The organism is Psychrilyobacter atlanticus DSM 19335, from assembly GCF_000426625.1.
Lineage (GTDB): Bacteria > Fusobacteriota > Fusobacteriia > Fusobacteriales > Fusobacteriaceae > Psychrilyobacter > Psychrilyobacter atlanticus.
On sequence record NZ_KE384547.1, the window covers coordinates 1,421,526 to 1,445,642 of the forward strand.

Sequence of the window (24,117 nt, forward strand, 5' to 3'; positions counted from 1 at the left end):
AAATCACTACAATCTAAGCAATAAAAAATGCCAGTATTAAAACTGGCATTTTTTATTACTTTCTTACTATTACTGAAGAATCCAGATCAAAAGGATTGGTTCTGCAGGCAAGGGAAAATAAATAAGGGTAACTTTCTCTTAAATGATCTATATAGCTTACCCATTGATTTTTTAGTTCACCATAAACTCTATTCATATCTCCTGTGAGATGTTGATAATCCTCTTCAGGAAGGCCTACGAGAGTATCTCTATGCTTCAGCTCTTCAGTGAGGTGGAATACAGCCCACAAAAGGTCTGTAAAACTTTCATGCTCCAGTAAATTATTATTTTCAAGAAGCCTTAATAAAAAATCTTTTTTATTTTCTAAAAGAAATTTTAATTTTTTCCAGTCAATATCTTTATGATTGAATTGACTTTTATGTTCCTTTAGAAGTGTACACATATTTTTAAATTCTTCCTTGGAGGGATGATCCGTTATTTTAAATTTAGATTGTGACTTTACTATCTCCACATCCATATTTGCAATAATACTCAAAAGGTCTGTACCTATCTCACTGTAAAAAGTCCCTATAACCATATTCAATTTTTCCATCCGTTCTTTTTTTTCCCTGTTATCAAGAATTTTATGAATAATCAATGTAACCAATAAAACCTCAATAAACAAAAAAGCAATATCTTCTATTAAAAATACCAAGATATGATGTATATCTCTAAATAAAAAATATTCCAGAAGATAAAAAGAAGCTGACATCATTATCAGTAACAAGCCCATATAGATTTTCCAATTTACTTTTTTCATTTTCGCCACCTTTGTTAAATAATTTTTTAATCAATAGCTTTTAAAATTTATTTTCTTCTTTTACAGAAATCGCCATTTCACTAAAAGATATATCATTTTTTAAGCTTTATCCAAGAGTAATTTTAGCTTTAAATCTTTAAAAAGTCAATTTTTTTAAAGTTTTAATGCCTTCTAAGAGGTTATGCAAAAATAATTGGTATCTTTGTAAAGATTTTTTTTGCTTTTTAAAGATTGATGGTGTATAATTCTGTATACTAAATTTCACTTAACAAACGAAGAGTGAAATTTTAATACAAAACATAAACATAATAGGGGATGAAAAAATGAAGAATATCAAAAGAAAAATCTTAATTACCGCAGTTTTATCTTTATCTTTAATGGCATGTACTCCAGCTCAAAATAAATCAAATAAGGTATCAAAAGACCAAATAGTTCAAGTAGTCAATTTTGATAACCAAAGAAAAATAGACGAATTAGTTCAAACAGGTATTTATTATTACTGGAATGGAGGAGATCTAAAGAAGGTAGAACAAGAGTTCTTTAAAGGGATCACTCTTAAAGGAAAATATGATGTTGTTGAAAATTCTTTTAAAGAGGCAAGCAACTTAGATCCATATAGGTTAGACTTAAGATTCTCTATCGCCTCTACTCAAGTTATACAAGGGAAGATAGCTGAAGCTTTAGAAACATATAAAGGAATTTTAAACATTGAACCAAATAATTTTGATGCTAATATATTGTTTGCAGCATATTCTAGAATAAATGGAGATACTTTATCTTATGATAATACTTTAAAATTCTTGAGCACGATTGAACCTGAAAAGACTGCAAAATATGTAGCTAGTTTTGAAAGAACAGAGAACTTTTTAAAAACAGATATAAAAACAGACGCATACAAGGTAAAAACTCCTAATCACACAATAGTTACTTTAGGATATGCTCTGGCAAATGACGGTACTATGAGACCTACTCTGATAAAAAGATTAGACCAAACATTGGCTATGGCCAAATTAAATCCTAACTCAACTATAATTGTAAGTGGAGGAGTTCCTAAGCAGGGAGTTACTGAAGGACATTTAATGAAGGAATGGTTAGTTGAAAATGGAATAGATGCATCTAGAGTATTTATAGATGATAAAGCTAAAGATACAGTAGGAAATGCTGTATACTCTACTGAGATAATGAAAAAATTAAACACTAAAAATGTAACATTGATTTCTAGTGCTAGTCATATTAGAAGAGGATTATCAGTGTATAAAGAAGTTTCTGTTAGAGAAAACTTAGATATTAACTTTGATAACTTAGTATACCTAGACTATGATTCTGTAGAAGAAGCAATGAAAGTGTCATCTAAAGAATATATGGTAGTTTACAGAGACACATTAAGAGGTTCTGGATTATGGAACTATCCAGGAATACAAAGATAAGATATTTAAAGCATCACGAAAAATTCGTGATGTTTTTTTATTTTTAGCTAAAGATCTAAAATATAATCATTTTTTTTAATTATATTCATAAAAAGTATACCCATATATAAATTTAATAATCATCTTCGTAACAGTCGTCGTCATCTTCATCATTAATTTTTAAGCCGTATAGACTAACTAAACCATATTGTTCAAGAAGCTCATCTTTCATCTCTTCTATTTCAAGCCATTCACAGGTGTATATTTCTTTTTTTATTTCATAGAGTTCAACAAATTTTTTAAAATCTTTTGACTCCATAATCATCTGTAATTCTTTTAAATCCATACTTTTTCCTCCTTTTATAAATTCATTAAAAAATCTATCTCCTTTAATTATTAAAGAAATCAGAATATTTTAGGAGAACTTTTTTTCTTAATCGAAATTATAATACTATATTTAAATATATTAATCAATCAAAATTTTATAACTTTTGAAACATATTTTTTTGTATGGAATATAAACAAATAAACTCGTAATTACTTGAAGTCATGTAGACCAAACTTTATCATTTGTTTGATATAAAAAGCCTGATTTTAAATTATTTCATTTTTAATAATAAAATCTATAAAATTTCTGTTAAATAAAAATAACTATTACAAAATTTTCGTAATAGTTATTCTAGAACTTTCAAAAATATAATTATTTAAATTTTTTTGACTTGTCGTCTTGCATAAAACATCAAGAATAAGCTTACACTCCATGCATTAATAAATACACAAATCCATATAAATCTTATAGGTAATTGAAAAACAAAAGTTACTAAAGTATATAGTGTTAAAGGCATAAAAAATTGTCTAACTAAGGTAGCATACATTGGAACTTTTGGTAACTTAATAGCTTGTAATGTATTGATACTGCTAGATAAAACTGCATATGCAGGAATAGTAAATACTTCTATATTTAGATATTCTATTGTTAATCTAATAATATTCTTGTTGTTGGTAAATAACGATATTAAACTTAATTTTATTATAAAAACTATTATAGAACCAAGTGTTAGTAACCCTACACTCAATATAAATCCTTTTTTAAAAGTTTCATAGACTCTGTCATATTTTTCGGCACCTCTATTTTGTGCAATAATCGCCATCATAGCGATATATATTCCTGATGCAGGTAACATGACTATTTGCTCTACTCTATATCCTATTCCAAGAGCAGCTGTGGCATTACTTCCTCCTATATATGAAACGAAATAATTTAATATAAATATACCTGTAGTAACAGTTATCATATTAAGCATAGCAGGTAGACCTTGTTTTAGAAGTTCTTTTATAATGTTATAATCAAATTTAAATTCTCCTTTTTCTCTTTGACAATGGAATAATGGAGATTCTATTAATTTTATGACTATATATATAGTTTGAAATAATTGAATTAGTATTGTAGCAAGAGCTATTCCAGCAGTTCCCATATTTGGGAATATATCCAAACTTTCTGAAAAATATATTCCTGTATTCATATTTCCAAAAGTTACTGTTGAAAATATTTTTTTTAATGCTAATTCTATAAAATATAAAGGATTTTTCCCCAAGAATAATGGATCTAATATTATATTTAAGAAGAAACCTATAATAAGGATATTTCTATAAGGTTTTGTTTGTCCTTGAGCTGATAAAACAGAATTAGCGACACCTGAGATAGTAAAAGTAAATATTCCTATATATATAACTCTAATATAACTAAGAGAATAAGGTAAAACTTCCTCTGAAACTTTTAAAAATCTTAAAATTCCTGGAAGCATTGGATATAAAATAACAACACTTAAAATTGACATTATTGTTGCTAATATAAATGAATTGTATGTTATCTCTCTTGCATTTTTATTCTCTTTAGCACCTATTGCATTACCTACAAGAGTAGTTGTCCCTGCTCCTAACCCTATAGAAATAGATAAGAGCAATAAAAAAAGTGGGAAAGTTATAGATACCCCTGCTAAACCTTCTCCAGCAGTTCCAACTTTTCCTGCAAAAATAGTGTCTACAACATTATAAAGTGTTGTAAACAACGACCCTATAGATGCTGGGATAGCTATTTTCTTTATTAAACCATAAATATCATCTTCTAATATATTGTATGTTGACATCTCTCCCTCCTTTTTACTTGATTCTTTAAATATACAATTTATATTATTTTTACCCTTTAAAAACAATTTACTTAAAGAAGGAGAGTTTCAAGGAAGTGGCGCACCTAATAGGTTTTATTTTAACGTAATTCTATTCATTAAACCCCTATTTTTATTGAGGTTTAATATCAATATTTTACGCGTTTTTTTGAGAATAATATTTTTTGTCCCCAAACTGTCCCCACGGAATCACTATTTTTGGTAGATAATTTGACTTAATTCCTAACTCTAAAGTAATTAAAAAAGATCCTAAAAAAATTAGGATCTTTTATTATTTTCTTAAGGGTTTAGTAGTACCTAGGTAAGTGCCGTTTTTGACCTCTAAGTTAGAGGAGTATAATTCTGGTAAAAAAATAATATAGGCAAAATAAAAAGTATAAACCAGATATAATCTTCATAAAAGAATATGTGATAATAGATTTTCTTTATCCAAGAAATCCTTTTTAATGACTCAATTTCTTGAGGATCTTCTTTTATTGAAAAATATCTATCTCTAGGAATGTGATTTTCGCTTAATTTTAATTCTTCTAAATACTCATTTTCTATTTTTTTTATTCTTTGAAAATGAGTATTAAAATTTAAGTGTGAGAGTTCGATATACATACTTTGAAGTTTAATATAATGAAACTTTAAAGAGAGAGCTCTTTCTTTATAGTTTTGAGTGTTGGAATATAAAGAAATCATAGTTACAGATACAGATAAAAAAACCATTAATAGATTATAATTAGCTGTTCCTATGTTTTTCTTTAACCCTAAAATAGCTAAACCTATTAAACATAAGGAATAAATAAAATTGATATAGTTCCAACATTTATTTTTTTTCAGTAATCGTTCAGATAAGTTTATCCTACATTTTCTAGTTATATATATATTTCTTTTTAAATTGTTATAATATCCTTGTTTCACTTATTCCTCCTATAAATATGATATACCTTGAAGATCTCTTTCCATTTCTTTTTTTAATGATTTTTCATATTTTTTAAATTCATATTTAATGTCATCTTCACTAAATTTTTCAACTTTCCCACCTAAACTTTTAATTAAAATCTCTTTTTTTTCTTCAGTAGTATACTTGCTAAAATTAGGGATATATTTTGTTTTATCTCTATTATAGAGTATTTCATGAAAACTTTTTGAAAATTTTCTTATATTTTTTGTTTCGAGATCATGACGTTTAAATAACTTAATTACTAAGTTATCTAATTTATATAGGATAGTTAAATCTTCTAATTGAGAAAAAAAGAAAAGCCAACCATATTTTTCTTCATTTTCACTTATAAATCCTGTTATTTTAAAGTTGAATTTATCAACAAAATCAAAAAACTTTTTATCTTTTTTTAATTTATAGTCATTTAGTAAATTTTCTAAACGGTTTTCCATTTTATTTATTGTAGTTGATCTAATTGTAAATAATTTACCAGTATATACATATCCAAGATATGAAAAACCATCTTTTATAAGACCAAACGAACTTTTAGCACTACCATTTTCTATTGGATGAACTTTTAATTTATAATCAATTTGTAATTCTTCAATAATAGAATTACAAATTGTTTTAACGTTTTCTTTGTTACAAAAAATAAATATATCATCGACATATCTAAAATACTTATATTCTTTATTATTTAAATGTTTTTTATCAAAATTTTTTAAATAAATAGTAGATAAAACATTTGAGATTGGTAGTCCTTGTGGAATACCTAAGGTATTTTTAATTTTACATTTAGTCCCAATTGAACAAGTTCCAGTGGTAATAGATTTATTTATTAAAGTTAATATTTCTTTTTTTCGAATATTTTTACCAAGTATTTTAAATAATTTTTTATGATTTATTGTGCCATAGTAATTCTCTAAATCCAACTTAATAAAACTGTCATATTTATTTGTTTCTAACGTCTTTTTAATATCATATATATATGTTTGTACCAAACTAGTCTTTATTTCATTTTTAAATAATTCCTGCAAAACTTCTTTCAATGCGACTAGGGTTATTTTATCTCTAATTGTGCATATTGAAACCTCTCTTGGGTTACTTTTTTTCCCTTTTAAAATTAACTTTTGTCTATAAGTGGTAAAGTTATAACTATTATTAAAAACTTTTTTGCTAATAAGAATTGTTTCATCCATTAGCTTACCTTTAAAAATTCGGTGATTTATTTTATCATTCCCTACTGCAGCTTTATATTGGACATTTTCAGTGTATATTCTAAGTAAGTTACTTTTCTTAAAAATATTGTTGAATAGTTGATAAGCTTTCATTTTTTTTACTCCTTAGAAGCTTACTAAGGTGCAAGGTAAGGAATCTTCTAAGCTTTTAAGCCGAGAAGTCTTTTAGAAAGAGGTTAGACCTCGTTGGTTAGATTACTTTCGTATGAAAGTCTCATTGAAATTTAATTCAAAGATAGTAAGCTTCTATTTAATAGAATATCATATCCAAGTATTATATATCAATATATATTTCCTTAATAAATAGTATATAAATAAATTTTTAAAAATAAATTCGACTTTTCGGAACTCATAAACTACAATTAGATTGTGGAACTCAAAAAGGAGGTTTTATGAAAAAAATAGGAAGACCAAAAGTTGAATCACCTAAAAACATCGATATAAAAGTTAGAATCGATGAAGAAACTAACAAAAAACTTTTAGAGTATTGTAAAGACCTCGGCAGTGGTTTAAAATTCTAACTGCTTCTTTTTCAACTGAGTTTTGTTTTAAATTTAAAGTAGTCATATTTCTAGGTCTATTCCATTCGTTATTCTCTATATTAGCGTGTTCTTTCATAATAAAACTCCTAATTCTAATTTTTTATTTCCTTTTTGTTCCTACTTCAATAATCATTTGTACCGTTCTATTAAGAGGTTCTTTTACATTTATAGATGTTTCAATTAATAATGTATTTGAAGATGATATGAATATTTTTTCTTTTGGGATACCTATTTTCATCAATTTTTTTTGGACGTTTTCCCCTCTTTCACTACTAATTTTTCTATTCATTTGATTTGTACCTGTTGTATCTGTGTAAGGTATGACTATTACTGACTTTATTTCTTTAGTAAATTCTTGTAATTTTTCTAATTTTTTTTCCCCTGAAATGGAAAGCTCACTCTCTCCTAAGTTAAAATATATCAAAGTTTTTTCAAAATTCGAATTAAAATCATTATTTTTTCTATATTTAATGTTACTATTTGCATTTATATTATTGACTGATTTATTCTGTGGAGAGTAAGTCAACATAAATATTGAAATAAGTGCCATACATAAATATTGAATCCAAAATCTCCAGCTCCTCAGTTTAATTAAAAAAATATAATCTTCTCTTTGGATAGCCTCTACATTTGTAGAAATGCCATTACTTGGAAAGCTTAGACTATCGCTACCTACTAAATAATCATTAATACCTTTTTCAACTTCAATAGATTTTTTTATATATTTATACTGCAACGTTTTCATTCCACAATCAATAAAGAAAAACATCACAACTATTAAAATAGAAAATAAATAGATAATTGCATCTGAATTTTTATATCCATAAGCTATAACAGTTGACCAAAAACCGATTCCTAGAGTCTTTATTTTCCAACTATTTTCACCAAAGCCTTTCGCTAAATTTTGGTACATCTTCCAAGCTTCTATAAGGATTTCTTTTTGTTTGTCTTTCATCTTATATATTCCAATAATTCAAGATGAGTTGATTCATCTAATTCTAAAATTGCTTTTATTAATCTTTTTAAGTGCATGTCGATAAAATCCTCTAATTCTGAGGCATGACTCATATAGCTTTTACTAAATGTTCCATCATACTCTCCTAATAATTTTTCTAAAGCATTTAATATTTTTTTTTCACTCTCATCAAATTCAGACTTTGAACAATTTATTCTAATTCTTCTGTTTGTTGTCCCTGTTGGAAGAGTCTCTGAAAAAAATTTCTTAAACAATTGTTCTTGTAAAGAATCAACTATAACCTTTACAATTTTTCGATTCTTTTTTTCTCCTTTAAAAATTTCTAGTAATCTTTCACACATTATTTCACTTAACATTATTTATCATCTCCATTTTATTTTTAAAATATTCAATTACATCTTTTGCTAATTCTTGCGATAAAAAATCTATTTTATTATCTTTCGAATTTATCCCTCTTTCAAACTTGTTGTATGAATAATAGAGTAATTCATAATATTTCTCACCCAATACTTGGTTGAAAGCCTTTCTTTTGTTGAATTCAAAATTTCCTTGATGTGCTAATAAAAAAATAGAAAAATTCTTTAATAAAGTAAAAAGATTTGAATAAAAAGACAAAAATGTAGAGCCATAAATGTCAACTTCTAATATCTTTTGGAGTATTATTTTTATCTTTTCAACCTCTTCACCATAAGTATCTTTAAAATTAAATTTTTCTACTAAAAAATTCCAATTTTTTTCAGATCCATTTAGTAATAAGCCCTCTTTGAGGATATGATAAATAAACAGACTTCCTTTTTCATAAAGAGAACTAAACTCTTCTATACTATAGTCGATATAACTAATTGGTCCCTTAGGCCATTTCACATCTTTTTCTATTAACATTTCTGTTCCTATTCGACATATATCTATATCGCTATTTTCATTTTCTTCGTTCTTAGCTACAGAACCTATCAATATTACATACATAAATCCTCCTAATTAACTTCATATTTTTTATTACTTTAGTTTCTCAATGTGTAATTTATTTACTATTTTAAATTGTTTTAGAATTAATTCCCTTAGAGTATACTACATAAATATAAAAATACTACCCTTAACTTTCAACCTTTTATGTGTTAAAACTCCTATAGGAGGTGTTTTTTATGACACAATACAAAAAATACTTAGAAAACAACTATACCAAAGCTACTGTAGAGACTTATTTTAAAGGGATAAATAGATCTATTATAGATGAATTTAAAATATATTTGATGGAGGAAAGAAAGGTATCTATTGGATACAAAAAGAAAAACACACTAATTTTAGAGTAAAATAAGGCCACTCACGCTACCTTTAAGGCTATTTCTAACCCCCTTAAGGCCACTCAGTGGCCTTATCCATTTTCTCCCCTTCAATCCCAATGATACCAACGGATTAAAGACCTTCTTATTTAACGAATTTCAACGCTACCCATGTAATCATAAGGGGAAGTTTTTAGGAGAGCTTAGAAGGGAAATTAGAGAGTATTTTTGTATTTTTCTTATTTCTAATGTTCATTACTTGAGAGAAGAAAAAAATGACAGAGTGTTAGCTTATCTATCATATATTTAATAAGAAAAGTCTATCAATTAAGATAGACTTTTCTTTTGAGGATTTAAATTAATATAGTGGGAGTTCAAGCACTGTAGTAAGTGCCATTTTTGATCTCTAAATTTAGATATTAGATAACCTATTTATTCAAGAGAAAATGCCAATTGTAAAAGCCTGTACCCCAAAAGAAAAGAAATAATTTTTGTGATGCAGCAAAGAAAAAATAAATAAATTAATAACACTCTAAAATGTTATAAAATATATTTTATTGTGCTATACTTAATATTAAAAATAAGTATAGAGGAGTGATTTTATGATTATAAGAGAAGTATTACTAGAAGATGCAGAAAGATATCTTCAAATGCTCAAAATTTTAGATGAGCAAACAAATTTTTTGATGTTCGAACCGGGCGAAAGAAAAACTACCCTAGAAGATCAAAAAAATATTATTAAATATAATATTGAAAATGAAATCCCTATGTTTTTAATGGAAGTAGAAGGTAAAATTGTTGGATTTTTGAAAGGGGTGAGATACAAATGTAATAGAATGAATTATAATCTACATATTGCTTTAGGTATCCTAAATTCCCATAGAGGAAAAGGCGGGGGAAAAGCATTAATGAATAAAGTGGACCAGTGGTCTCAGAATAAAAATATTAAAAGAATTGAATTAACTGTAGTTTGTGATAATGAAAAAGCGGTAAACTTATATAAGTCTATGGGATTTGAAATTGAAGGTATTAAAAGGTCATCTTTCAGATTAGACGGTGAATTTGTCGATCAATACTATATGGGAAAAGTATATTAAAAATCAAAAGTGGGAAAAGAAAAAGGATCAACTACAACTTTAAAAGTTTGTAGGTGATCCTTTTCCCGTATTCCAATCGCTTAAAATATAACATAGACTTTATTTTAATTTTAACACCTTTCCTCTGTCCAATAAATAGATATCACCAAAAAATTGCAAACCTGAAGTTATTTTTATTGCACTGTTGTCAGTTATACCAAAAATTAAATTCTCACTGGATAATTTAAATAATTTTTCATTAAAATGACTCTCAATTGGTTCAAAATGAGGAATGACGGTAATTGGACTAATTCCTAATCCATCATATATCCTATCAGCACTGTCTAAATTATCTTTAAACACCATAGATGTTCCACCTAAATTAATAGCTCCAGCAGACAAGCCCATTAAGGTACCAATAAATTCATCCAGTGCTTTCTCCAATTGATATTCCTTGATAAATTTAAATTGATTTAATGTATCGCCACCACTTAAAAAAATAACAGTAGCACTTTTTATTATTTTTTTAGCTTCCTCAGAAGAATACCTTCTATCCAATAAAGTAGAGATTTTAAAATCAATTCCAATACTTTCAAATAAGTTCTTAGTTAGATCAAAATATTTTTCACTTATATTAATGTCTTCAGGAACAGTCGGGATAAAAACAAAGCTATCTATATTTATATCATCTTTCAAATTTCTTTCTATATCTTTTGGAAAATTGTTGTTAAAATTACTGAATAAATAAATGGTCATCATAGTTACACCTCTTTATTAATTGTTACCCAATACCTTTTAGTTTCTTTAATCAACTTTTTCCCCATCTTTATAATTCATTTTCAGTTTAACTTCTCCATTTTTATTATAGGTAATTGATTCTCCGTCTCTTTCTCCGCCTTTATAGTTTGTTTTAAATTTTATTTCTCCGCCTTTATAATAAGTGAGCCATTCTCCATCTTTTTTCCCATTTTTATAATTTCCTTTAAACATAACCTTTCCGTTTTCACAGTATCCAATAACTTCTGCATTTTTTAATTTATTTTTAAAATGTCTCTCAGGTTCAATACTTCGTTCATATGATTGATTTTGATCAATTGATTTTCTATAACTAATTAAACTTATTTTAATCACTGATATCAATAATAACAGCAGTAATAGTATTTTTTTCATGGTTTCCCCCTCTTTATTTATAGTTTAATTTAAAGTATGCTCATATACTTTATACTACAAACCCTAAATAATATCAAGATTACCTTAATAAACTATAGGTAAATAAGCCATGTTTTTAATCTTATTTTCATTTATTTAAGAGAAATTTTAACGAATGGATGATTTGATCAGGAAGAAATTGCATCTAAGAACCTTACGAAAAAACTTAGGAGGGAAGTGAAAAGGTATTTTTTTAATTTATTATTTCTAATATTTCTTCTAGAAAGAAAGAGAAGGGAGAGTTTCTAAAGATTCCATCTTTAATACGGGTCTCTTTTCTCTTGAAAGAAAATGAGACGTAAAAGTTCAAGAAGTTTCTAATGGTCTTAATGAGTAATACACAATCGTTGTTGTAGAAACAGTACAGCTGAAGTACAACGACTATAAACTTCAAAATTAAAAATTAAAAACAGGTACTAGTCTACGTCAAAAATAATTAAATTCTTTTTTAGATGTTATTCTACTCCTCAGTAAATATCTTTACGAGTTTCGTCGTACTCACCATGTCCGTCAGGCACCCCACTAAGAAACGGGGATCCATGGCCTCACTCTATAACATCAAATGGTTATTGCTTCGTCTTCTCTATTTGAGAGAAGTCAGAATGAGGAAGTATAAGATTTTTTGCTTTTCTTTGGTTCATTTCTTTTGCTGCATTTTTATTTTTTTCTAATGTTATTAGAGAAAAATAAAATATTCGCATATCTGAAATGAACTCCGTTAAGGGTGACACCCTTAGGTTTAATTTTTTGTTCTATCCACGAGTATTTAATTTATTTCTATTTAGAAAAAATTAAGATGTAGAAGAAAATGAGACGTAAAAGTTCAAGAAGTTTCTAATGGTCTTAATGAGTAATACACAATCGTTGTTGTAGAAACAGTACAGCTGAAGTACAACGACTATAAACTTCAAAATTAAAAATTAAAAACAGGTACTAGTCTACGTCAAAAATAATTAAATTCTTTTTTTAGATGTTATTCTACTCCTCAGTAAATATCTTTACGAGTTTCGTCGTACTCACCATGTCCGTCAGGCACCCCACTAAGAAACGGGGATCCATGGCCTCACTCTATAACATCAAATGGTTATTGCTTCGTCTTCTCTATTTGAGAGAAGTCAGAATGAGGAAGTATAAGATTTTTTGCTTTTCTTTGGTTCGTTTCTTTTGCTGCATTTTTATTTTTTTCTAATGTTATTAGAGAAAAATAAAATATTCGCATATCTGAAATGAACTCCGTTAAGGGTGACACCCTTAGGTTTAATTTTTTGTTCTATCCACGAGTATTTAACTTATTTCAATTTAGAAAAAATTAAGATAAAAAATTTAACCTACACTAATTCCATTGCCATTACGTACGCTTTCTTTACTTTATCCCCCAGTGTTACATCGGTTTCTTTTATTGTTTTATAACCCAGGTTCTCCCAAAATTTTAATCCCTTGATATTTTCTTTGACAACACCTAGTGTAAGTGACTTTCCACTGTCCTTTAATACCATTTCAATTAAAGCATTATGAACCAATTTTCCAATTCCCTTATTCCTATCTTTTTTCTTCAAAAGAAATAACCCAATGATCCATTGATCTATTACAGGGTAATCCTTTATAAGATCTATTACCCCTATCAGCTCCTCCTTATAATAGACTCCTAATACAAACTTATCTTTGTATTCTTTCTCCGGAGGCAGAGCAGTCAATATTTCCTCTGTATCTTCTGTTGTGTGAATGGCACCATTAACCATTAAAAAATAATCCTCGCATTCATTGCACAGCTGATCGATAGATCCCATATCATCTAAATCCAGAGATACAATTTTTATATTTTCATCTACTATTTTTTCCATATTTTTATCCCCCTTTATCCAAGTACTTCTGTTTTTTATTAACTCAAATTTATTTCCATCCCTAATTTAAGAGATAAATATTGTTTTTGTTGTCGATTTCTTTGCCCTATAGAGATTTTTATCTAACTGCATAAAATAGCCCCTTAAGTCTTTTTTTGAATCTAACTCCAATATCCCAATACTGATCCCGACCTTCCCACCAAAATCATTGTAATAAATATCTAAGTTAGAGACCTCATCTACAACTTTTTCAGCTAATTCCAGCGCTTCTTCTTTAGAGGTTTTAGTAATTCCACAGAGAAATTCATCTCCCCCATACCTTCCGATCTCTCCTCTGTTAAAAAATAATCTTTTCAAAATTTCAGCCACCTTCATAAGAACTTCATCCCCTACAAAATGACCGAAGTTATCATTGACACCTTTAAAATTATTCAGATCCATCAGGTAGAGGAAAACTTTTTCACCTTTTAAAATAGATTTTTTATAGATCTTATCAAAGGATTCATAAAAAAATCTCCTATTATAAATCCCAGTAAGGTCATCGTATTTAGAATACTTCTCTAAAATTTTATTTGCCATTAATATTTTTTTATTTTGAAGAGTGTTATTGAGAGCAATACTCATAAAAGGAATTAGCTCCCTGCATACCTCTATCTGCTCTATTGAAAAGGTATCCCTTTCATATATCTGAAAAGTAAATGCTCCAATTGCATCTTTTTCTATTATCAAAGGTGTAAAATAAGTCGCTGTTGGAATTCTTCCTATAAAAACTGCAGGCCCTTCCCTTGTGTGTTTTTCATAGATATATTCTTTTTTATCTAAAACTGCCTTTAATAATTTACTCGCACTACCTTCACTATAAAGGATCTCTTCAAAGTCTAATCGTTCATTTTTCTCAAAGAAAAAACAATCAGATATTCTTTTTTCTTTAGGATAATTAACTGCTATCCCAATAGTACATTCACCATAACTATCTCTCAAAAAATTATATACTATTTTTGACATCTCCTCTATTGAGCTGGTAGAAACCAAAGCTTTTGCAATTTCCTTTATAAAATAAAGGATATCTTTTTCCCTTATCAATTTATGACATTCTTCTTTAGTTTCTCTATTTTCTGATAAAGTAATAGTTTTATTATTATTTTTAACAACTTTGTTCATTTTTTTCAAAACCATAATAATTTCTCCTTTTCCATCATAAAACCAATAGAGTGCTATTTTAATTTCTGAATTGTAAATTTAAATTATAAAATTTATTTTGGTGTAAAATATCCTAGTAATTTCTTTAATATATAATTTCATTTTCACTCTTAATTATTATTTTTCTAATTCCGCTTCTACTTCTTTTACCTCATCTTTCGGCATTATCCTATTGAATACCAACGTAAATATTACTGCAAAGACTATTCGTCCCCAGAATATCCCTATCATCTTAGCTCCCAAAGGAATCATCAAAAGTGTGTCCTCTATAAGGGCGTGGCACAAACTCATAAATACAGCCACTAAGAATAGATCTCTCCTGTTATAGTTACCTTCCCTTGTTTCTTTTATGATGAGTCCACTGCCATAACTGATTCCCATAGTAAGACCAACAATACAAGTCAATGAGAGTCCTGGATCAATTCCCAGAAAAGACATCACTGGAGAGAACTTATCATTTATCCAATCTATAACTCCTATTTTTTTTAATCCCTCCATGAGAGCCAAAAGAATAAATATAATGATAAATATTGTTATATATTTTTTTAGTTCTCCCAATATCCAGCTCGTAATTCCTGAATTTGATTCCTTTATTGTAAACTTAAAGACTGCTGTTTCTTGGTAGATATTAAAAAACTTAAACAATAAATTTAAACATCCTCCCGCTATCACAGCACACAACACTCTAATACTCAAAATTTTCCAGGGTTTTGCTCCTGTTTCCGAGATAACCTTTAGCTCTACTGGAAGGGAGTGAGCAAATAAAATTATACTAGCCACTATAGTTATCTCTGCCACTGTGAATGTATTATTTTGTGCCATGGTAAATAATACCAATATCCCACCATATATATTGGTTATCATGGCTGTTGCCCATACAATTCCCATCTCTCCGCTGAGTCCCATTATTTTCATTAATGGAGACAAAGTTTTAGAAAGGATATCTATTATTCCAAAATTACTTCCGACCTTTACTAAGATACTTATAGGCAGCATTATCTTCAAAAGCTTTAAGCTTATCCTTGCACTTTCTTTTAATAATTTCATTTTTTTCTCCTCCACGACTAATTTCTTTTCTATATATATTTTTACTTTTATAGATTAATTTTTTTTACAAACATATTTAATAAAAATTTGAATTTAGTATAATTATATGTCATTATAAAACATTAGTAAAATAAATTATATCATTTTAAACATATTAATTTAATCGGAGGTTAAATCATTGATAAAAGAAGCATGCGTTGGGAATTTTATAGAAGCTAAAAAAGCAGAGATCGCTGGTGCTGAGAGAATAGAACTTTGCGAAAATCTATCTGAGGGAGGAACAACTCCTTCCTATGGAACGGTAAAAAAAGTATTAGAGGAAATAAAGATTCCTGTCCTTGTTATGATAAGACCCAGAGGAGGAGACTTTTGTTATACCTCTTCCGAAATTGATATTATGATTGAAGATATCAGATTGTTTAAAAAATTAGGTATAAAGGGAATTGTTTTAGGCGTTTTGACTAAAGATAACAAGATCGACTATCCCATTTTAAAAAGACTTTTAAAAGAGACTAAAGGAATGGAGGTAACCTTTCATAAGGCAATCGATGATATTTTAAACCCTGCAGATGAAATAGAGAAACTGATAGAATTAGGAATAGACAGAATCCTCTCCTCTGGAGGAGCCACAACAGCTCTCGAAGGAAAAGAAACTTTAAATCAAATGATTCATGAAGCCTCTGGACAGATTAAAATTGTAGTTGCAGGAGGAGTAACTAGGGAAAATTTTGAAGAGGTAAGATCAAAAATACCATCTACTGAATTTCATGGTAAAAAAATCGTAGGAGATTTAAATAAATAAAATTAAGTTGATATAAATAAAAATTTAAGCTATATTACTATTGTTATAGATAGAAAAAATGTTTTAAGAGGAGTGAAATCTATGGAGGCTAGAAAAATGGATCTTTCTGTATTAGGTATTATGATTTTTTTTACAATAGTAGACCTATTCATTACAACAATTGAGCCCTCAATATCTTCTGCTGCTTCCTTTAATATATTGGAACTCTTCAAAGGATTTGGAAGTATTATAGTTATAATTAAGTTTGCCAGAGATCCTAATTATAAGTTTGGTTATTTATTAAGTGCTCTTTTTACAATAGTTATTTTAAATTTTTTGATATTTACTTTCATTGATTTTTATTTTAAAATACCAAATTTATTTTGGACAATATCCGTTCAAGGGATCATTAATGCTTTACTCTATTCATATATCTATCAATATTTTAAAAAGTATTCCTATGAATCTATGAAGGAGTTAGGAGTTTTTAAGGATTAAAAAAGTTTGGCGAAAGATTGATATGAGTTGTTTGAGTGGGATTTATTTCTTCTTTTTGATGAAATTCAAAAAAAATAATATTTTACGACAATTGTCGGCAATATAATTTTATTAAATGTTAGAATAACTAATATAATTTTATGCAGTTATTCCAACATCTAACAGGAGGAAAAATGGGTATCAAAGTAAAATACAAAATCATATTAAAAAAGAATCGCAAAAATAAATACCAACTAAAAATAAAGGATGAAACAAAACCAATAAAAGTTTGGAGCTCTCTTTCAGATGCAGAGAAGTTAAGCATGATTTGTCAGCTTTTTTAAAAAAAATTCTAATTTTTTAATAGTCTTTTAATTTTTTATTATAACTATCAAATTTATTTAAATTTTTTATAGAAATGACACCTCTATCTTTTTTTATTATATCCATTTTTTCTAATTTTTTTAGTATCCTCTGGAGGTTTCTAATATTCATATTGAGACCTTTAGCTAAATATTTAGTACTGGGTGTTTTAACCGTTTTTAACTGATCTAAAACTTTAATTATAAACTCCTCATCAGAATTCAGAATTTTTCCTAAATAATGACTACTTTCTTTTTCCTTTTCTTCAACAATCATAACAATGAGTTTTCTTAAAATTTTATCTTTGTTATCTATTTTTAAACTTATCAATTTAAAAAAGGGAAGATAAGCAACCTCAGAATTTTCCAATACATGTATTTCCGTTCCAAATTTTTTTTCAAGCTCATTTTTATTTTTTTCAAAAAAGCATTCCCCTACCCCTATAATATCTCCCGGAGTGAGATATCTGTAAAATTCTTTTCCACCTTTACTATAGGATACCAATTCAAGAGTTCCTTTTAACACATAGAAAGCTCCTAACTTATTATAGGGTATGTCTATTATAATCTCTCCTTCTTTAATTTTTTTTACATTTATTAAATTTTCAAATTCGGTCCCTATAAGTTCTTTTAAATTCAATTTTGAAAGTGTCTTTGATATTACCATTATTTTAACTCCTTACAATCAAGTTATAGTTATCTCTTTGAATAATTTTATAGTAATTAGGATAAAAAATCAATTCATTAATAATAAAAGAACATATTAATTTCTTATAAAAATAAAAATCAGGAGTATTTTCTCCTGATTTTTATTTTTATATTTTTTTACTTATCCATATGAATATCCATTTGCGGATATGGAATGGAAATTCCTGCTTTATCAAATTCAACTTTTGCCATTTTCATAGACTGAAAATATACAGTCCAATAATCTGGGGTATTACACCAAACACGGTATACAATATTTACCGATGAATCAGCATACTCTATTATTTCCACAAAAACATCTGAATTTTTTAAGATTTTTTCCTGGGATTTTGCTATTTCAACTAATACTGCCTTTGCTCTATCCAGATCGTCATTATATCCCACACCAAAGGTAATATCTACCCTTCTTGTTGAGTTTTTAGAGTAGTTGATAAGAGTTTCATTAGATAATTTACCATTTGGAATAACGATTCTCTTGTTATCTAGTGTATTTAAAAGCGTGGCAAAAATTTGAATTTCTACTACGGTCCCATTTACTCCATTGGCTTCTATGAAATCACCAATTTTATAAGGTTTAAATAGGATAATTAATACTCCCCCTGCAAAGTTAGCTAAACTTCCTTGAAGGGCAAAACCAACTGCTAAAGAAGCCGCACCTAACACTGCAACAAAAGAAGCTGTTTGAATACCTAAAGTTGAAATTATGACAATAAATAAAAAAGTATATAAAAGTGTATTAACAATAGAATGTAAGAATTTTCTCAGAGTTATCTCTGTTTTCGTAATCTCCATTTTTTTATCCACTAACAACATTAATTTACTGATAACAAACTTCCCTATAATCCATATTATGACAGCGTATAGAAGTTTAAGACCATAATCTACAAAAAGTTTTGATAGATAGTCAAAATCTATATTTTTCATGATGTACCTCCTAAAATAAATTTAATACAGACTATTATAACAGAGAATCCAGGCAAAAATTAAGTTTTTTTTTTATATATCTATATTTCTTAATTCAATTTACCATCATTGTAATTTTTTTCCACAAAGTTTTAATATGAACCAATTCTTTCTTTTATAGTCTCTACCTTATATTATTTTAATTTAATCTCCATTAATATATTTTAATTAGTGTTTTAATCAATAATAAGTTAATATTATATATATATAATATATTAAATGATTTTATAATTTTAAAATAAAGAGGGGGCTTAAATTTTGAAAGGATATGCTATTTTAGAAGAAAAGGAAAATTTAAAACTACTTTGCTTTAGAGGCGGGTTTTCTATAAAACAAATATTAAATTCCAATAATAATTTCTCAGGGGGAAATCTTACCGATCATCTGAAAAAAGAACTCAACATATCAAATATTCAGCTCAGGATAGATGATAATAAAAAATATAAATTTTATGAACTAGAACTAAATACACTTCCTTTATACCTCAATAGTTTTTTTAAGTTCTTAAGAACTTTTATCGGTGGTATTCTGATTACACATGAAAAATAGATTTGATAAAAGTTTATTTTTCTTTTAGTTTTCATCTTCAATATTTTCTTCATATAAAATTAATTAGATAAAAAAAGAGATATTAATTAATATCTCTTTTTTTATCTTTCATTATTTCAAAGTATCTGAATAAAAAATATAGAAAATTCATAAAATATTATTGTTTATTTTTTAAATAATTCTCTTATATTAATATGAGGAAAATTAAAATAAACTTAACCTTGACTTATTTAAAATTAAGATATATTATTTTAATAGAAAAAGATTATAAGGGAAGTGAAAGAATGAAAAAGAAATTATTAGTTGTATTTATTTTATGTTTAATTTTAATCAGTTGTGATAAAAGAGAAGAATTATTTTCTAAAACACAAAAAAGAGATGGCCTTATTTATATCACAAATGAAGGAAAACCATATACAGGTATTTTACTTACACACTATGAAAATGGACAGGTCAAGGAAAAACTTAGTTTTAAACAAGGTAGATACGATGGAAAAAATTTCTCCTATTATAAAAATGGGCAGATAAAAGAAAAATTTAATTTTAAAGATGATATGCTAGATGGAGAAGTGATCTCCTTCTATGAAGATGGACAGGTTGAAGCTAAATTCAATTTTAAGCAGGGTAAACAGGAAGGAGAAAATTTTTCTTTTTATAAAAATGGACAAGTTGAGATGAAACTTGATTTCAAAGAGGGACAATTGGATGGGAAGATGATCTCTTATTATGAAGACGGGCAGATAAGAGATGAAATAAACTGGCAGGAGTGGTAAGCTAGATAAAAAATTATAAATTTATTAAAGGATTATAAACTCTCTTTTCTAATAAGCTAAAATAGAAGTCATTAGAAAATTAAAAGGAGGAAAATAATGTGGAAAATAGATAAAAACCTCATAATAACAAAAAAAGATCTTGAAGAAGATAATAAGTATATATACGAAGTCGATCGTTATGGTCAGTTTCTTTTCCCCAATTGGGTACTTAAACTGGGCTTAATAGATAATTCATTATATGTATATATTGAAATGCTTCACAAACTTTTAAGTTCATCAATAAAAAATAATTGGGTAGATAAAGATAATAAAGTTTTTATTTATTATGACAATGAAGAACTTAAAAAAAACTTGATTGAAAATAATATTACTTTTAACCCTGAAGAAGATCTCGATAATATTTTAAATTTATTAATTGATAGAGAATTTATTTTAAAAGAAGAGACAAATAAATATTACTTTAGACATATAACGTTTAATTTTAAATAAGAAAGCAGTGATTATAATCACTGCTTTCTTATTTTTATGCAGCTGTAAATTTGGGAATCAATCCTTATATTTTTCATACTCCTCCTCCATGGCTTCTGTAGCTTTTTTCAATTTTTCCTGGGATTCCATATAGATCTTTTGATGTTTAATAACCTCACCGCCTTTTTCATTTTGAGATCCTCCTGTATAAAATTTTGCCAGGATAAATATCAGAAAAAGCACTATTAAAAGTTCTATAATTTTCATCACTCCCTCCTTTTGATTATTTAAATAATTGATATACTCTCAATTCTATTTTTCTTTTTGTAACTTAAATTTCTTTAAAATTCTTGTCTTTTAATCATTTCATCATAATCCTTTGTTGCTCCTTCGTAATCGCCTATTTTTTCCTTCGCTCTACCTCTGTCGTTGTATATATCCAAATAGTCAGGATCGAGTTCTAATGCTTTATCATAATCTTTTATTGCTTCCTTATAATCTCCTAATTCAGCTTTCACTAATCCTCTGCCATAATATCCATCTACATAGTTTGGATCGAGTTCTACCACCTTTACATAATCTTTCATTGCTCCACTGTAATCTTCCAACATCTCTTTTACTAACCCTCTAAAGTAATACCCATCTACATAATTTGGGTCCAACTCTATTACTTTGTCGCAATCCACTATCACTCCTTGAAGATCTCCTGACATTAATTTTGCTATCCCTCTGTCATAGTATGCCTCTTTATAATTTGGATCGAGTTTTATTGCTTTATCTAAATCTTTTATTGCTCCTTTATAATCTCCTAATATAATTTTTATATTCCCTCTATTGTGATAGGGATCTCTATAATTTGGATCTATTGCTATCGCTTCACTATAATCTTTCATAGCCCCTTTATAATCTCCTAAATTTGTTTTAGCTATTCCTCTGAAATTATAAGTTTCTTTTATATAAAAGTTTAATTTTATTCCCTCATTATAAGTTTCTATTGCCCCACGATAATCCCCTGACTCATTTTTTGCTGATCCACTATTAAGGTAGATATCTCTTCCTTTTAATTCTTTTTTTGTTTGATTTTCTCCCTTTGGCTTTTCATCACTATCAAACTTATAGCAGCCTGCCAAGACTAAAAGTAATAAAATTATTCCTATAATTTTATTTTTCATTTTTTCACCTCCTTTTATTTTATTTACAACTGTTTTTTACACTATCCTTTATAAAATCTAAATTTAATAAGACCCAAAATAATAAAAATTATCGATTACAATTGAAAATTAAAGTTGACAAGTTTCAAAATAAAATATATAGTATACAAAATAAAATAATCGTATAACCCCAATAATTTGGTTTGGGGGTTTCTACGGGAAACCTTAATTTCTCATTACAAAATGAATGCTTCTAGAGCAACTCATTTTTGTGATGGGATTTTTTTATTTAACTATAGCTAAAATTTATATAAACGGAGGGAATAAAATAAATAACAAAATAAAACATTTAATTGATGTAGCATCAAAACGAAAAAAAGCTGAACTTCTACTGAAGAATTGTCGGATTGTTGATGTATTTTCAAAAGAAATAATAGAAGGGGATCTGGCAATTGATTCAGGAAAAATAATAGGGATTGGAGATTATTCTGGTTTACATGAAATCGATCTAAATGGAAAATATCTATCCCCTGGACTTATTGATAGCCATGTTCACATCGAAAGTTCTATGGTCTCTCCTAGTCAGTTCGCACGGGCAGTAGTTCCTAAAGGCACAACCAGTGTAATTGCAGATCCCCATGAAATAGCTAATGTCTGTGGTTTAAAAGGTATAAAATTTATGATTGAATCCAGTAAAGACCTTCCACTTAATGTCTATTATATGCTCCCTTCATGTGTCCCGGCAACACCTTTTGAAAACTCAGGAGCAATACTGGAGGCCAAAGAATTAGAGGGCTTAATTGATAATCCTATAGTATTAGGATTAGGAGAAATGATGAACTATCCAGGCGTAATACAGGGAGATAGTAAGATAGTAGACAAATTAAAATTAGCTCAAGATCATAATAAAATAATAGATGGCCATTCACCTGATATCAGAGGTGAGGAACTGAATGCATATATAATAGGCGGAATAAAAACGGATCACGAGTGTTCCACTGTAGATGAGATGCAGGAGAGACTGAGAAAAGGGATGTATATTTCCATAAGGGAGGGAAGTGCAGCCAAAAATCTAGAAACTTTAATAGAGGGGATAACTCCAGAAAATGAAAGAAGATGTTTGTTTTGCACAGATGACAGACATCCAGAGGACATAATAGAAACTGGGCATGTTGACAACAATGTAAGAACTGCTATAAAAAATGGGATAGACCCAATAACAGCAATTAAAATGGCCACCATCAATGTATGCGAATGTTATGGAATAAAAAACTTAGGAGCAATCGCTCCCGGATATGACGCAGACTTAATAATTGTAGATTCTTTAGAAGATTTTAACGTATTAGAAGTTATAAAGAATGGAAAGTTTGTAGCAAAAGATGACCAGCCACTCTTCCAGGTAAAAAAAGAAGATATTACAGAGGTTAGCGGGACTATAAATTTCAAAAAAATCCATGAAAAAGATCTTAAAATTAAGCTGACAGGTAATCGTGTAAATGTCATGAAATTATTGCCCCATAGTCTTTTAACTGAAAAAGTAATCCGTGAAGTAGAAACAGATAATAAAGGCTATTTTCAATTTAACAAAGATAAAGACCTTTTAAAATTAGCAGTAATTGAAAGGCATAACGCCACGGGAAATATAGGGTTCAGCTTGGTAGAAAACTTTAATCTTAAAGGAGGAGCTATAGCTTCTAGTGTTTCAAATGATTCCCACAATATTTTAGTCATAGGAGATAATGACCACGATATGTATCTTGCTATAGAGGAGATTAAAAAAATACAGGGAGGAGTGGTCATAGTCTCTAATGGTAAGGTATTAAAGAAACTAGAACTGCCAATAGCGGGATTGATGTCTGATAAACCTATTGAGATAGTAAAAGACATTTTAGAGGAGATGCTCCAGATAGCTTATGATAGATTGGGTGTAAATCGAGATTTAGATCCATTTATGACCTTGGCATTTTTAGCCTTACCCGTTATTCCTGAAATAAAAGTTACAGATAAAGGTTTATTTGATGTTGTTAATTTTAAATTTATAGATATAAGCGTTAACGATTAAAAAGCAACGTGACGTTGCATCCAAATAAATGCAATTCAGATTTTTATAATTTTCTATTTCTTCCATAAGTTTTATATGAAAGTTCTATATTTATG

28 protein-coding genes and 1 riboswitch are annotated in these 24,117 nt (G+C 27.8%); of the genes, 11 read left to right on the forward strand and 17 right to left on the reverse strand.

Annotated elements, in window-relative coordinates; translation table 11 throughout:
* Positions 1-55: 55 nt before the first annotated feature.
* Positions 56-799, reverse strand: a complete 744-nt coding sequence (locus tag K337_RS0107190; RefSeq protein ID WP_028856008.1) for a hypothetical protein — start codon at positions 797-799, stop codon at positions 56-58.
* 323 nt (positions 800-1,122) lie between these two features.
* On the opposite strand from K337_RS0107190, the gene K337_RS0107195 reads away from it, so the two are divergent.
* Complete coding sequence (locus K337_RS0107195; protein WP_028856009.1) at positions 1,123-2,226, forward strand: YdcF family protein; 1,104 nt, start codon at positions 1,123-1,125, stop codon at positions 2,224-2,226.
* A gap of 112 nt (positions 2,227-2,338) precedes the next feature.
* Here K337_RS0107195 and K337_RS0107200 read toward each other — a convergent pair whose 3' ends face one another.
* The 4 genes from K337_RS0107200 to K337_RS0107215 all read right to left on the reverse strand — a co-directional run bounded on the left by K337_RS0107200 (position 2,339) and on the right by K337_RS0107215 (position 6,650).
* Positions 2,339-2,551 (reverse strand): hypothetical protein, encoded by a 213-nt coding sequence (locus tag K337_RS0107200; protein ID WP_028856010.1) that lies wholly within the window; start codon positions 2,549-2,551, stop codon positions 2,339-2,341.
* Between the two features lie 358 nt (positions 2,552-2,909).
* Entirely contained in the window at positions 2,910-4,352 is a 1,443-nt protein-coding gene (locus K337_RS0107205; protein ID WP_028856011.1) for an MATE family efflux transporter, read from the reverse strand.
* A gap of 360 nt (positions 4,353-4,712) precedes the next feature.
* Complete coding sequence (locus K337_RS20475; RefSeq protein WP_028856012.1) at positions 4,713-5,297, reverse strand: SLATT domain-containing protein; 585 nt, start codon at positions 5,295-5,297, stop codon at positions 4,713-4,715.
* 9 nt (positions 5,298-5,306) lie between these two features.
* A complete protein-coding gene (locus tag K337_RS0107215; protein WP_028856013.1) occupies positions 5,307-6,650 on the reverse strand; it encodes a reverse transcriptase domain-containing protein in 1,344 nt (447 codons plus the stop codon).
* Between the two features lie 299 nt (positions 6,651-6,949).
* Here K337_RS0107215 and K337_RS20370 point away from each other — a divergent pair, with 299 nt between their 5' ends.
* Positions 6,950-7,078 (forward strand): hypothetical protein, encoded by a 129-nt coding sequence (locus K337_RS20370; RefSeq protein ID WP_281168329.1) that lies wholly within the window; start codon positions 6,950-6,952, stop codon positions 7,076-7,078.
* A 121-nt stretch (positions 7,079-7,199) separates the two neighbouring features.
* Here the strand turns inward: K337_RS20370 and K337_RS0107225 are convergent, their stop codons facing one another.
* The 3 genes from K337_RS0107225 to K337_RS0107235 are packed head-to-tail and all read right to left on the reverse strand — an operon-like array spanning position 7,200 to position 9,041.
* On the reverse strand, positions 7,200-8,054 hold the full coding sequence (locus tag K337_RS0107225; RefSeq protein ID WP_028856014.1) for an OmpA family protein: 855 nt from the start codon (positions 8,052-8,054) through the stop codon (positions 7,200-7,202).
* The gene (locus tag K337_RS0107230) at positions 8,051-8,416 is read right to left on the reverse strand and encodes a hypothetical protein (RefSeq protein ID WP_169712879.1); all 366 of its coding nucleotides are present in this window, start codon (positions 8,414-8,416) and stop codon (positions 8,051-8,053) included. Before K337_RS0107230 ends, K337_RS0107225 begins: the two co-directional genes overlap by 4 nt.
* 4 nt (positions 8,417-8,420) lie before the next feature.
* A complete protein-coding gene (locus tag K337_RS0107235) occupies positions 8,421-9,041 on the reverse strand; it encodes a nucleotidyltransferase domain-containing protein (RefSeq protein ID WP_028856016.1) in 621 nt (206 codons plus the stop codon).
* Between the two features lie 176 nt (positions 9,042-9,217).
* On the opposite strand from K337_RS0107235, the gene K337_RS19795 reads away from it, so the two are divergent.
* The gene (locus K337_RS19795; RefSeq protein ID WP_156877337.1) at positions 9,218-9,385 is read left to right on the forward strand and encodes a hypothetical protein; all 168 of its coding nucleotides are present in this window, start codon (positions 9,218-9,220) and stop codon (positions 9,383-9,385) included.
* Between the two features lie 572 nt (positions 9,386-9,957).
* Entirely contained in the window at positions 9,958-10,452 is a 495-nt protein-coding gene (locus K337_RS0107245; RefSeq protein WP_028856017.1) for a GNAT family N-acetyltransferase, read from the forward strand.
* A gap of 99 nt (positions 10,453-10,551) precedes the next feature.
* On the opposite strand, the gene K337_RS0107250 is transcribed toward K337_RS0107245, so the two are convergent.
* The 5 genes from K337_RS0107250 to K337_RS0107280 all read right to left on the reverse strand — a co-directional run bounded on the left by K337_RS0107250 (position 10,552) and on the right by K337_RS0107280 (position 15,728).
* The gene (locus K337_RS0107250; RefSeq protein ID WP_028856018.1) at positions 10,552-11,190 is read right to left on the reverse strand and encodes a Type 1 glutamine amidotransferase-like domain-containing protein; all 639 of its coding nucleotides are present in this window, start codon (positions 11,188-11,190) and stop codon (positions 10,552-10,554) included.
* 45 nt (positions 11,191-11,235) lie between these two features.
* Positions 11,236-11,601: a toxin-antitoxin system YwqK family antitoxin gene (locus K337_RS0107255; RefSeq protein ID WP_028856019.1), complete on the reverse strand. Its 366-nt coding sequence runs from the start codon at positions 11,599-11,601 to the stop codon at positions 11,236-11,238.
* Between the two features lie 1,367 nt (positions 11,602-12,968).
* The gene (locus K337_RS17915) at positions 12,969-13,481 is read right to left on the reverse strand and encodes a GNAT family N-acetyltransferase (RefSeq protein ID WP_051251654.1); all 513 of its coding nucleotides are present in this window, start codon (positions 13,479-13,481) and stop codon (positions 12,969-12,971) included.
* A gap of 66 nt (positions 13,482-13,547) precedes the next feature.
* Positions 13,548-14,657: a GGDEF domain-containing protein gene (locus tag K337_RS0107275; protein ID WP_028856020.1), complete on the reverse strand. Its 1,110-nt coding sequence runs from the start codon at positions 14,655-14,657 to the stop codon at positions 13,548-13,550.
* Between the two features lie 141 nt (positions 14,658-14,798).
* Entirely contained in the window at positions 14,799-15,728 is a 930-nt protein-coding gene (locus K337_RS0107280; RefSeq protein ID WP_037029243.1) for a nucleoside recognition domain-containing protein, read from the reverse strand.
* Between the two features lie 178 nt (positions 15,729-15,906).
* Here K337_RS0107280 and K337_RS0107285 point away from each other — a divergent pair, with 178 nt between their 5' ends.
* From K337_RS0107285 to K337_RS19800, 3 genes are all read left to right on the forward strand, one after another.
* The gene (locus K337_RS0107285; protein ID WP_028856022.1) at positions 15,907-16,530 is read left to right on the forward strand and encodes a copper homeostasis protein CutC; all 624 of its coding nucleotides are present in this window, start codon (positions 15,907-15,909) and stop codon (positions 16,528-16,530) included.
* Positions 16,531-16,611: 81 nt separating this feature from the next.
* Complete coding sequence (locus K337_RS0107290) at positions 16,612-17,007, forward strand: hypothetical protein (protein WP_028856023.1); 396 nt, start codon at positions 16,612-16,614, stop codon at positions 17,005-17,007.
* A gap of 173 nt (positions 17,008-17,180) precedes the next feature.
* Positions 17,181-17,330: a hypothetical protein gene (locus K337_RS19800; RefSeq protein ID WP_156877338.1), complete on the forward strand. Its 150-nt coding sequence runs from the start codon at positions 17,181-17,183 to the stop codon at positions 17,328-17,330.
* Positions 17,331-17,346: 16 nt separating this feature from the next.
* Here K337_RS19800 and K337_RS0107300 read toward each other — a convergent pair whose 3' ends face one another.
* Together K337_RS0107300 and K337_RS0107305 are read right to left on the reverse strand one after the other, a co-directional pair.
* A complete protein-coding gene (locus K337_RS0107300) occupies positions 17,347-18,015 on the reverse strand; it encodes a Crp/Fnr family transcriptional regulator (protein ID WP_028856024.1) in 669 nt (222 codons plus the stop codon).
* Positions 18,016-18,173: 158 nt separating this feature from the next.
* Complete coding sequence (locus K337_RS0107305; RefSeq protein WP_028856025.1) at positions 18,174-18,980, reverse strand: mechanosensitive ion channel family protein; 807 nt, start codon at positions 18,978-18,980, stop codon at positions 18,174-18,176.
* Between the two features lie 297 nt (positions 18,981-19,277).
* Between K337_RS0107305 and K337_RS0107310 the strand changes: the two genes are divergently transcribed.
* From K337_RS0107310 to K337_RS0107320, 3 genes are all read left to right on the forward strand, one after another.
* Positions 19,278-19,568, forward strand: coding sequence for a hypothetical protein (locus tag K337_RS0107310; RefSeq protein WP_028856026.1), 291 nt, complete (start codon positions 19,278-19,280; stop codon positions 19,566-19,568).
* Between the two features lie 284 nt (positions 19,569-19,852).
* Positions 19,853-20,341 carry a toxin-antitoxin system YwqK family antitoxin gene (locus K337_RS0107315; protein WP_028856027.1) on the forward strand — a complete coding sequence of 163 codons (489 nt, stop codon included), beginning with the start codon at positions 19,853-19,855 and terminating at the stop codon, positions 20,339-20,341.
* A gap of 96 nt (positions 20,342-20,437) precedes the next feature.
* Positions 20,438-20,830, forward strand: coding sequence for a replication initiator protein A (locus K337_RS0107320; protein WP_028856028.1), 393 nt, complete (start codon positions 20,438-20,440; stop codon positions 20,828-20,830).
* Positions 20,831-20,887: 57 nt separating this feature from the next.
* On the opposite strand, the gene K337_RS0107325 is transcribed toward K337_RS0107320, so the two are convergent.
* Positions 20,888-21,076, reverse strand: a complete 189-nt coding sequence (locus K337_RS0107325) for a hypothetical protein (RefSeq protein WP_028856029.1) — start codon at positions 21,074-21,076, stop codon at positions 20,888-20,890.
* Between the two features lie 74 nt (positions 21,077-21,150).
* On the reverse strand, positions 21,151-21,981 hold the full coding sequence (locus K337_RS17920; protein WP_084140813.1) for a tetratricopeptide repeat protein: 831 nt from the start codon (positions 21,979-21,981) through the stop codon (positions 21,151-21,153).
* A gap of 139 nt (positions 21,982-22,120) precedes the next feature.
* Positions 22,121-22,219, forward strand: a riboswitch (purine riboswitch).
* 15 nt (positions 22,220-22,234) lie between these two features.
* Here K337_RS17920 and ade point away from each other — a divergent pair.
* Positions 22,235-24,022 (forward strand): adenine deaminase, encoded by a 1,788-nt coding sequence (gene ade / locus K337_RS0107335; RefSeq protein WP_084140874.1) that lies wholly within the window; start codon positions 22,235-22,237, stop codon positions 24,020-24,022.
* Positions 24,023-24,117 lie beyond the last annotated feature (95 nt).

Coding starts and splice junctions, on each gene's coding strand:
- K337_RS0107190 (WP_028856008.1), bottom strand. CDS start 799: ATGAAAAAAGTAAATTGGAAAATCTATATGGGCTTGTTACTGATAATG.
- K337_RS0107195 (WP_028856009.1), top strand. CDS start 1,123: ATGAAGAATATCAAAAGAAAAATCTTAATTACCGCAGTTTTATCTTTA.
- K337_RS0107200 (WP_028856010.1), bottom strand. CDS start 2,551: ATGGATTTAAAAGAATTACAGATGATTATGGAGTCAAAAGATTTTAAA.
- K337_RS0107205 (WP_028856011.1), bottom strand. CDS start 4,352: ATGTCAACATACAATATATTAGAAGATGATATTTATGGTTTAATAAAG.
- K337_RS0107215 (WP_028856013.1), bottom strand. CDS start 6,650: ATGAAAGCTTATCAACTATTCAACAATATTTTTAAGAAAAGTAACTTA.
- K337_RS20370 (WP_281168329.1), top strand. CDS start 6,950: ATGAAAAAAATAGGAAGACCAAAAGTTGAATCACCTAAAAACATCGAT.
- K337_RS0107225 (WP_028856014.1), bottom strand. CDS start 8,054: ATGAAAGACAAACAAAAAGAAATCCTTATAGAAGCTTGGAAGATGTAC.
- K337_RS0107230 (WP_169712879.1), bottom strand. CDS start 8,416: ATGTGTGAAAGATTACTAGAAATTTTTAAAGGAGAAAAAAAGAATCGA.
- K337_RS0107235 (WP_028856016.1), bottom strand. CDS start 9,041: ATGTATGTAATATTGATAGGTTCTGTAGCTAAGAACGAAGAAAATGAA.
- K337_RS19795 (WP_156877337.1), top strand. CDS start 9,218: ATGACACAATACAAAAAATACTTAGAAAACAACTATACCAAAGCTACT.
- K337_RS0107245 (WP_028856017.1), top strand. CDS start 9,958: ATGATTATAAGAGAAGTATTACTAGAAGATGCAGAAAGATATCTTCAA.
- K337_RS0107250 (WP_028856018.1), bottom strand. CDS start 11,190: ATGATGACCATTTATTTATTCAGTAATTTTAACAACAATTTTCCAAAA.
- K337_RS0107255 (WP_028856019.1), bottom strand. CDS start 11,601: ATGAAAAAAATACTATTACTGCTGTTATTATTGATATCAGTGATTAAA.
- K337_RS17915 (WP_051251654.1), bottom strand. CDS start 13,481: ATGGAAAAAATAGTAGATGAAAATATAAAAATTGTATCTCTGGATTTA.
- K337_RS0107275 (WP_028856020.1), bottom strand. CDS start 14,657: ATGGTTTTGAAAAAAATGAACAAAGTTGTTAAAAATAATAATAAAACT.
- K337_RS0107280 (WP_037029243.1), bottom strand. CDS start 15,728: ATGAAATTATTAAAAGAAAGTGCAAGGATAAGCTTAAAGCTTTTGAAG.
- K337_RS0107290 (WP_028856023.1), top strand. CDS start 16,612: ATGGAGGCTAGAAAAATGGATCTTTCTGTATTAGGTATTATGATTTTT.
- K337_RS19800 (WP_156877338.1), top strand. CDS start 17,181: ATGGGTATCAAAGTAAAATACAAAATCATATTAAAAAAGAATCGCAAA.
- K337_RS0107300 (WP_028856024.1), bottom strand. CDS start 18,015: ATGGTAATATCAAAGACACTTTCAAAATTGAATTTAAAAGAACTTATA.
- K337_RS0107305 (WP_028856025.1), bottom strand. CDS start 18,980: ATGAAAAATATAGATTTTGACTATCTATCAAAACTTTTTGTAGATTAT.
- K337_RS0107315 (WP_028856027.1), top strand. CDS start 19,853: ATGAAAAAGAAATTATTAGTTGTATTTATTTTATGTTTAATTTTAATC.
- K337_RS0107320 (WP_028856028.1), top strand. CDS start 20,438: ATGTGGAAAATAGATAAAAACCTCATAATAACAAAAAAAGATCTTGAA.
- K337_RS0107325 (WP_028856029.1), bottom strand. CDS start 21,076: ATGAAAATTATAGAACTTTTAATAGTGCTTTTTCTGATATTTATCCTG.
- K337_RS17920 (WP_084140813.1), bottom strand. CDS start 21,981: ATGAAAAATAAAATTATAGGAATAATTTTATTACTTTTAGTCTTGGCA.
- ade (WP_084140874.1), top strand. CDS start 22,235: ATGGGATTTTTTTATTTAACTATAGCTAAAATTTATATAAACGGAGGG.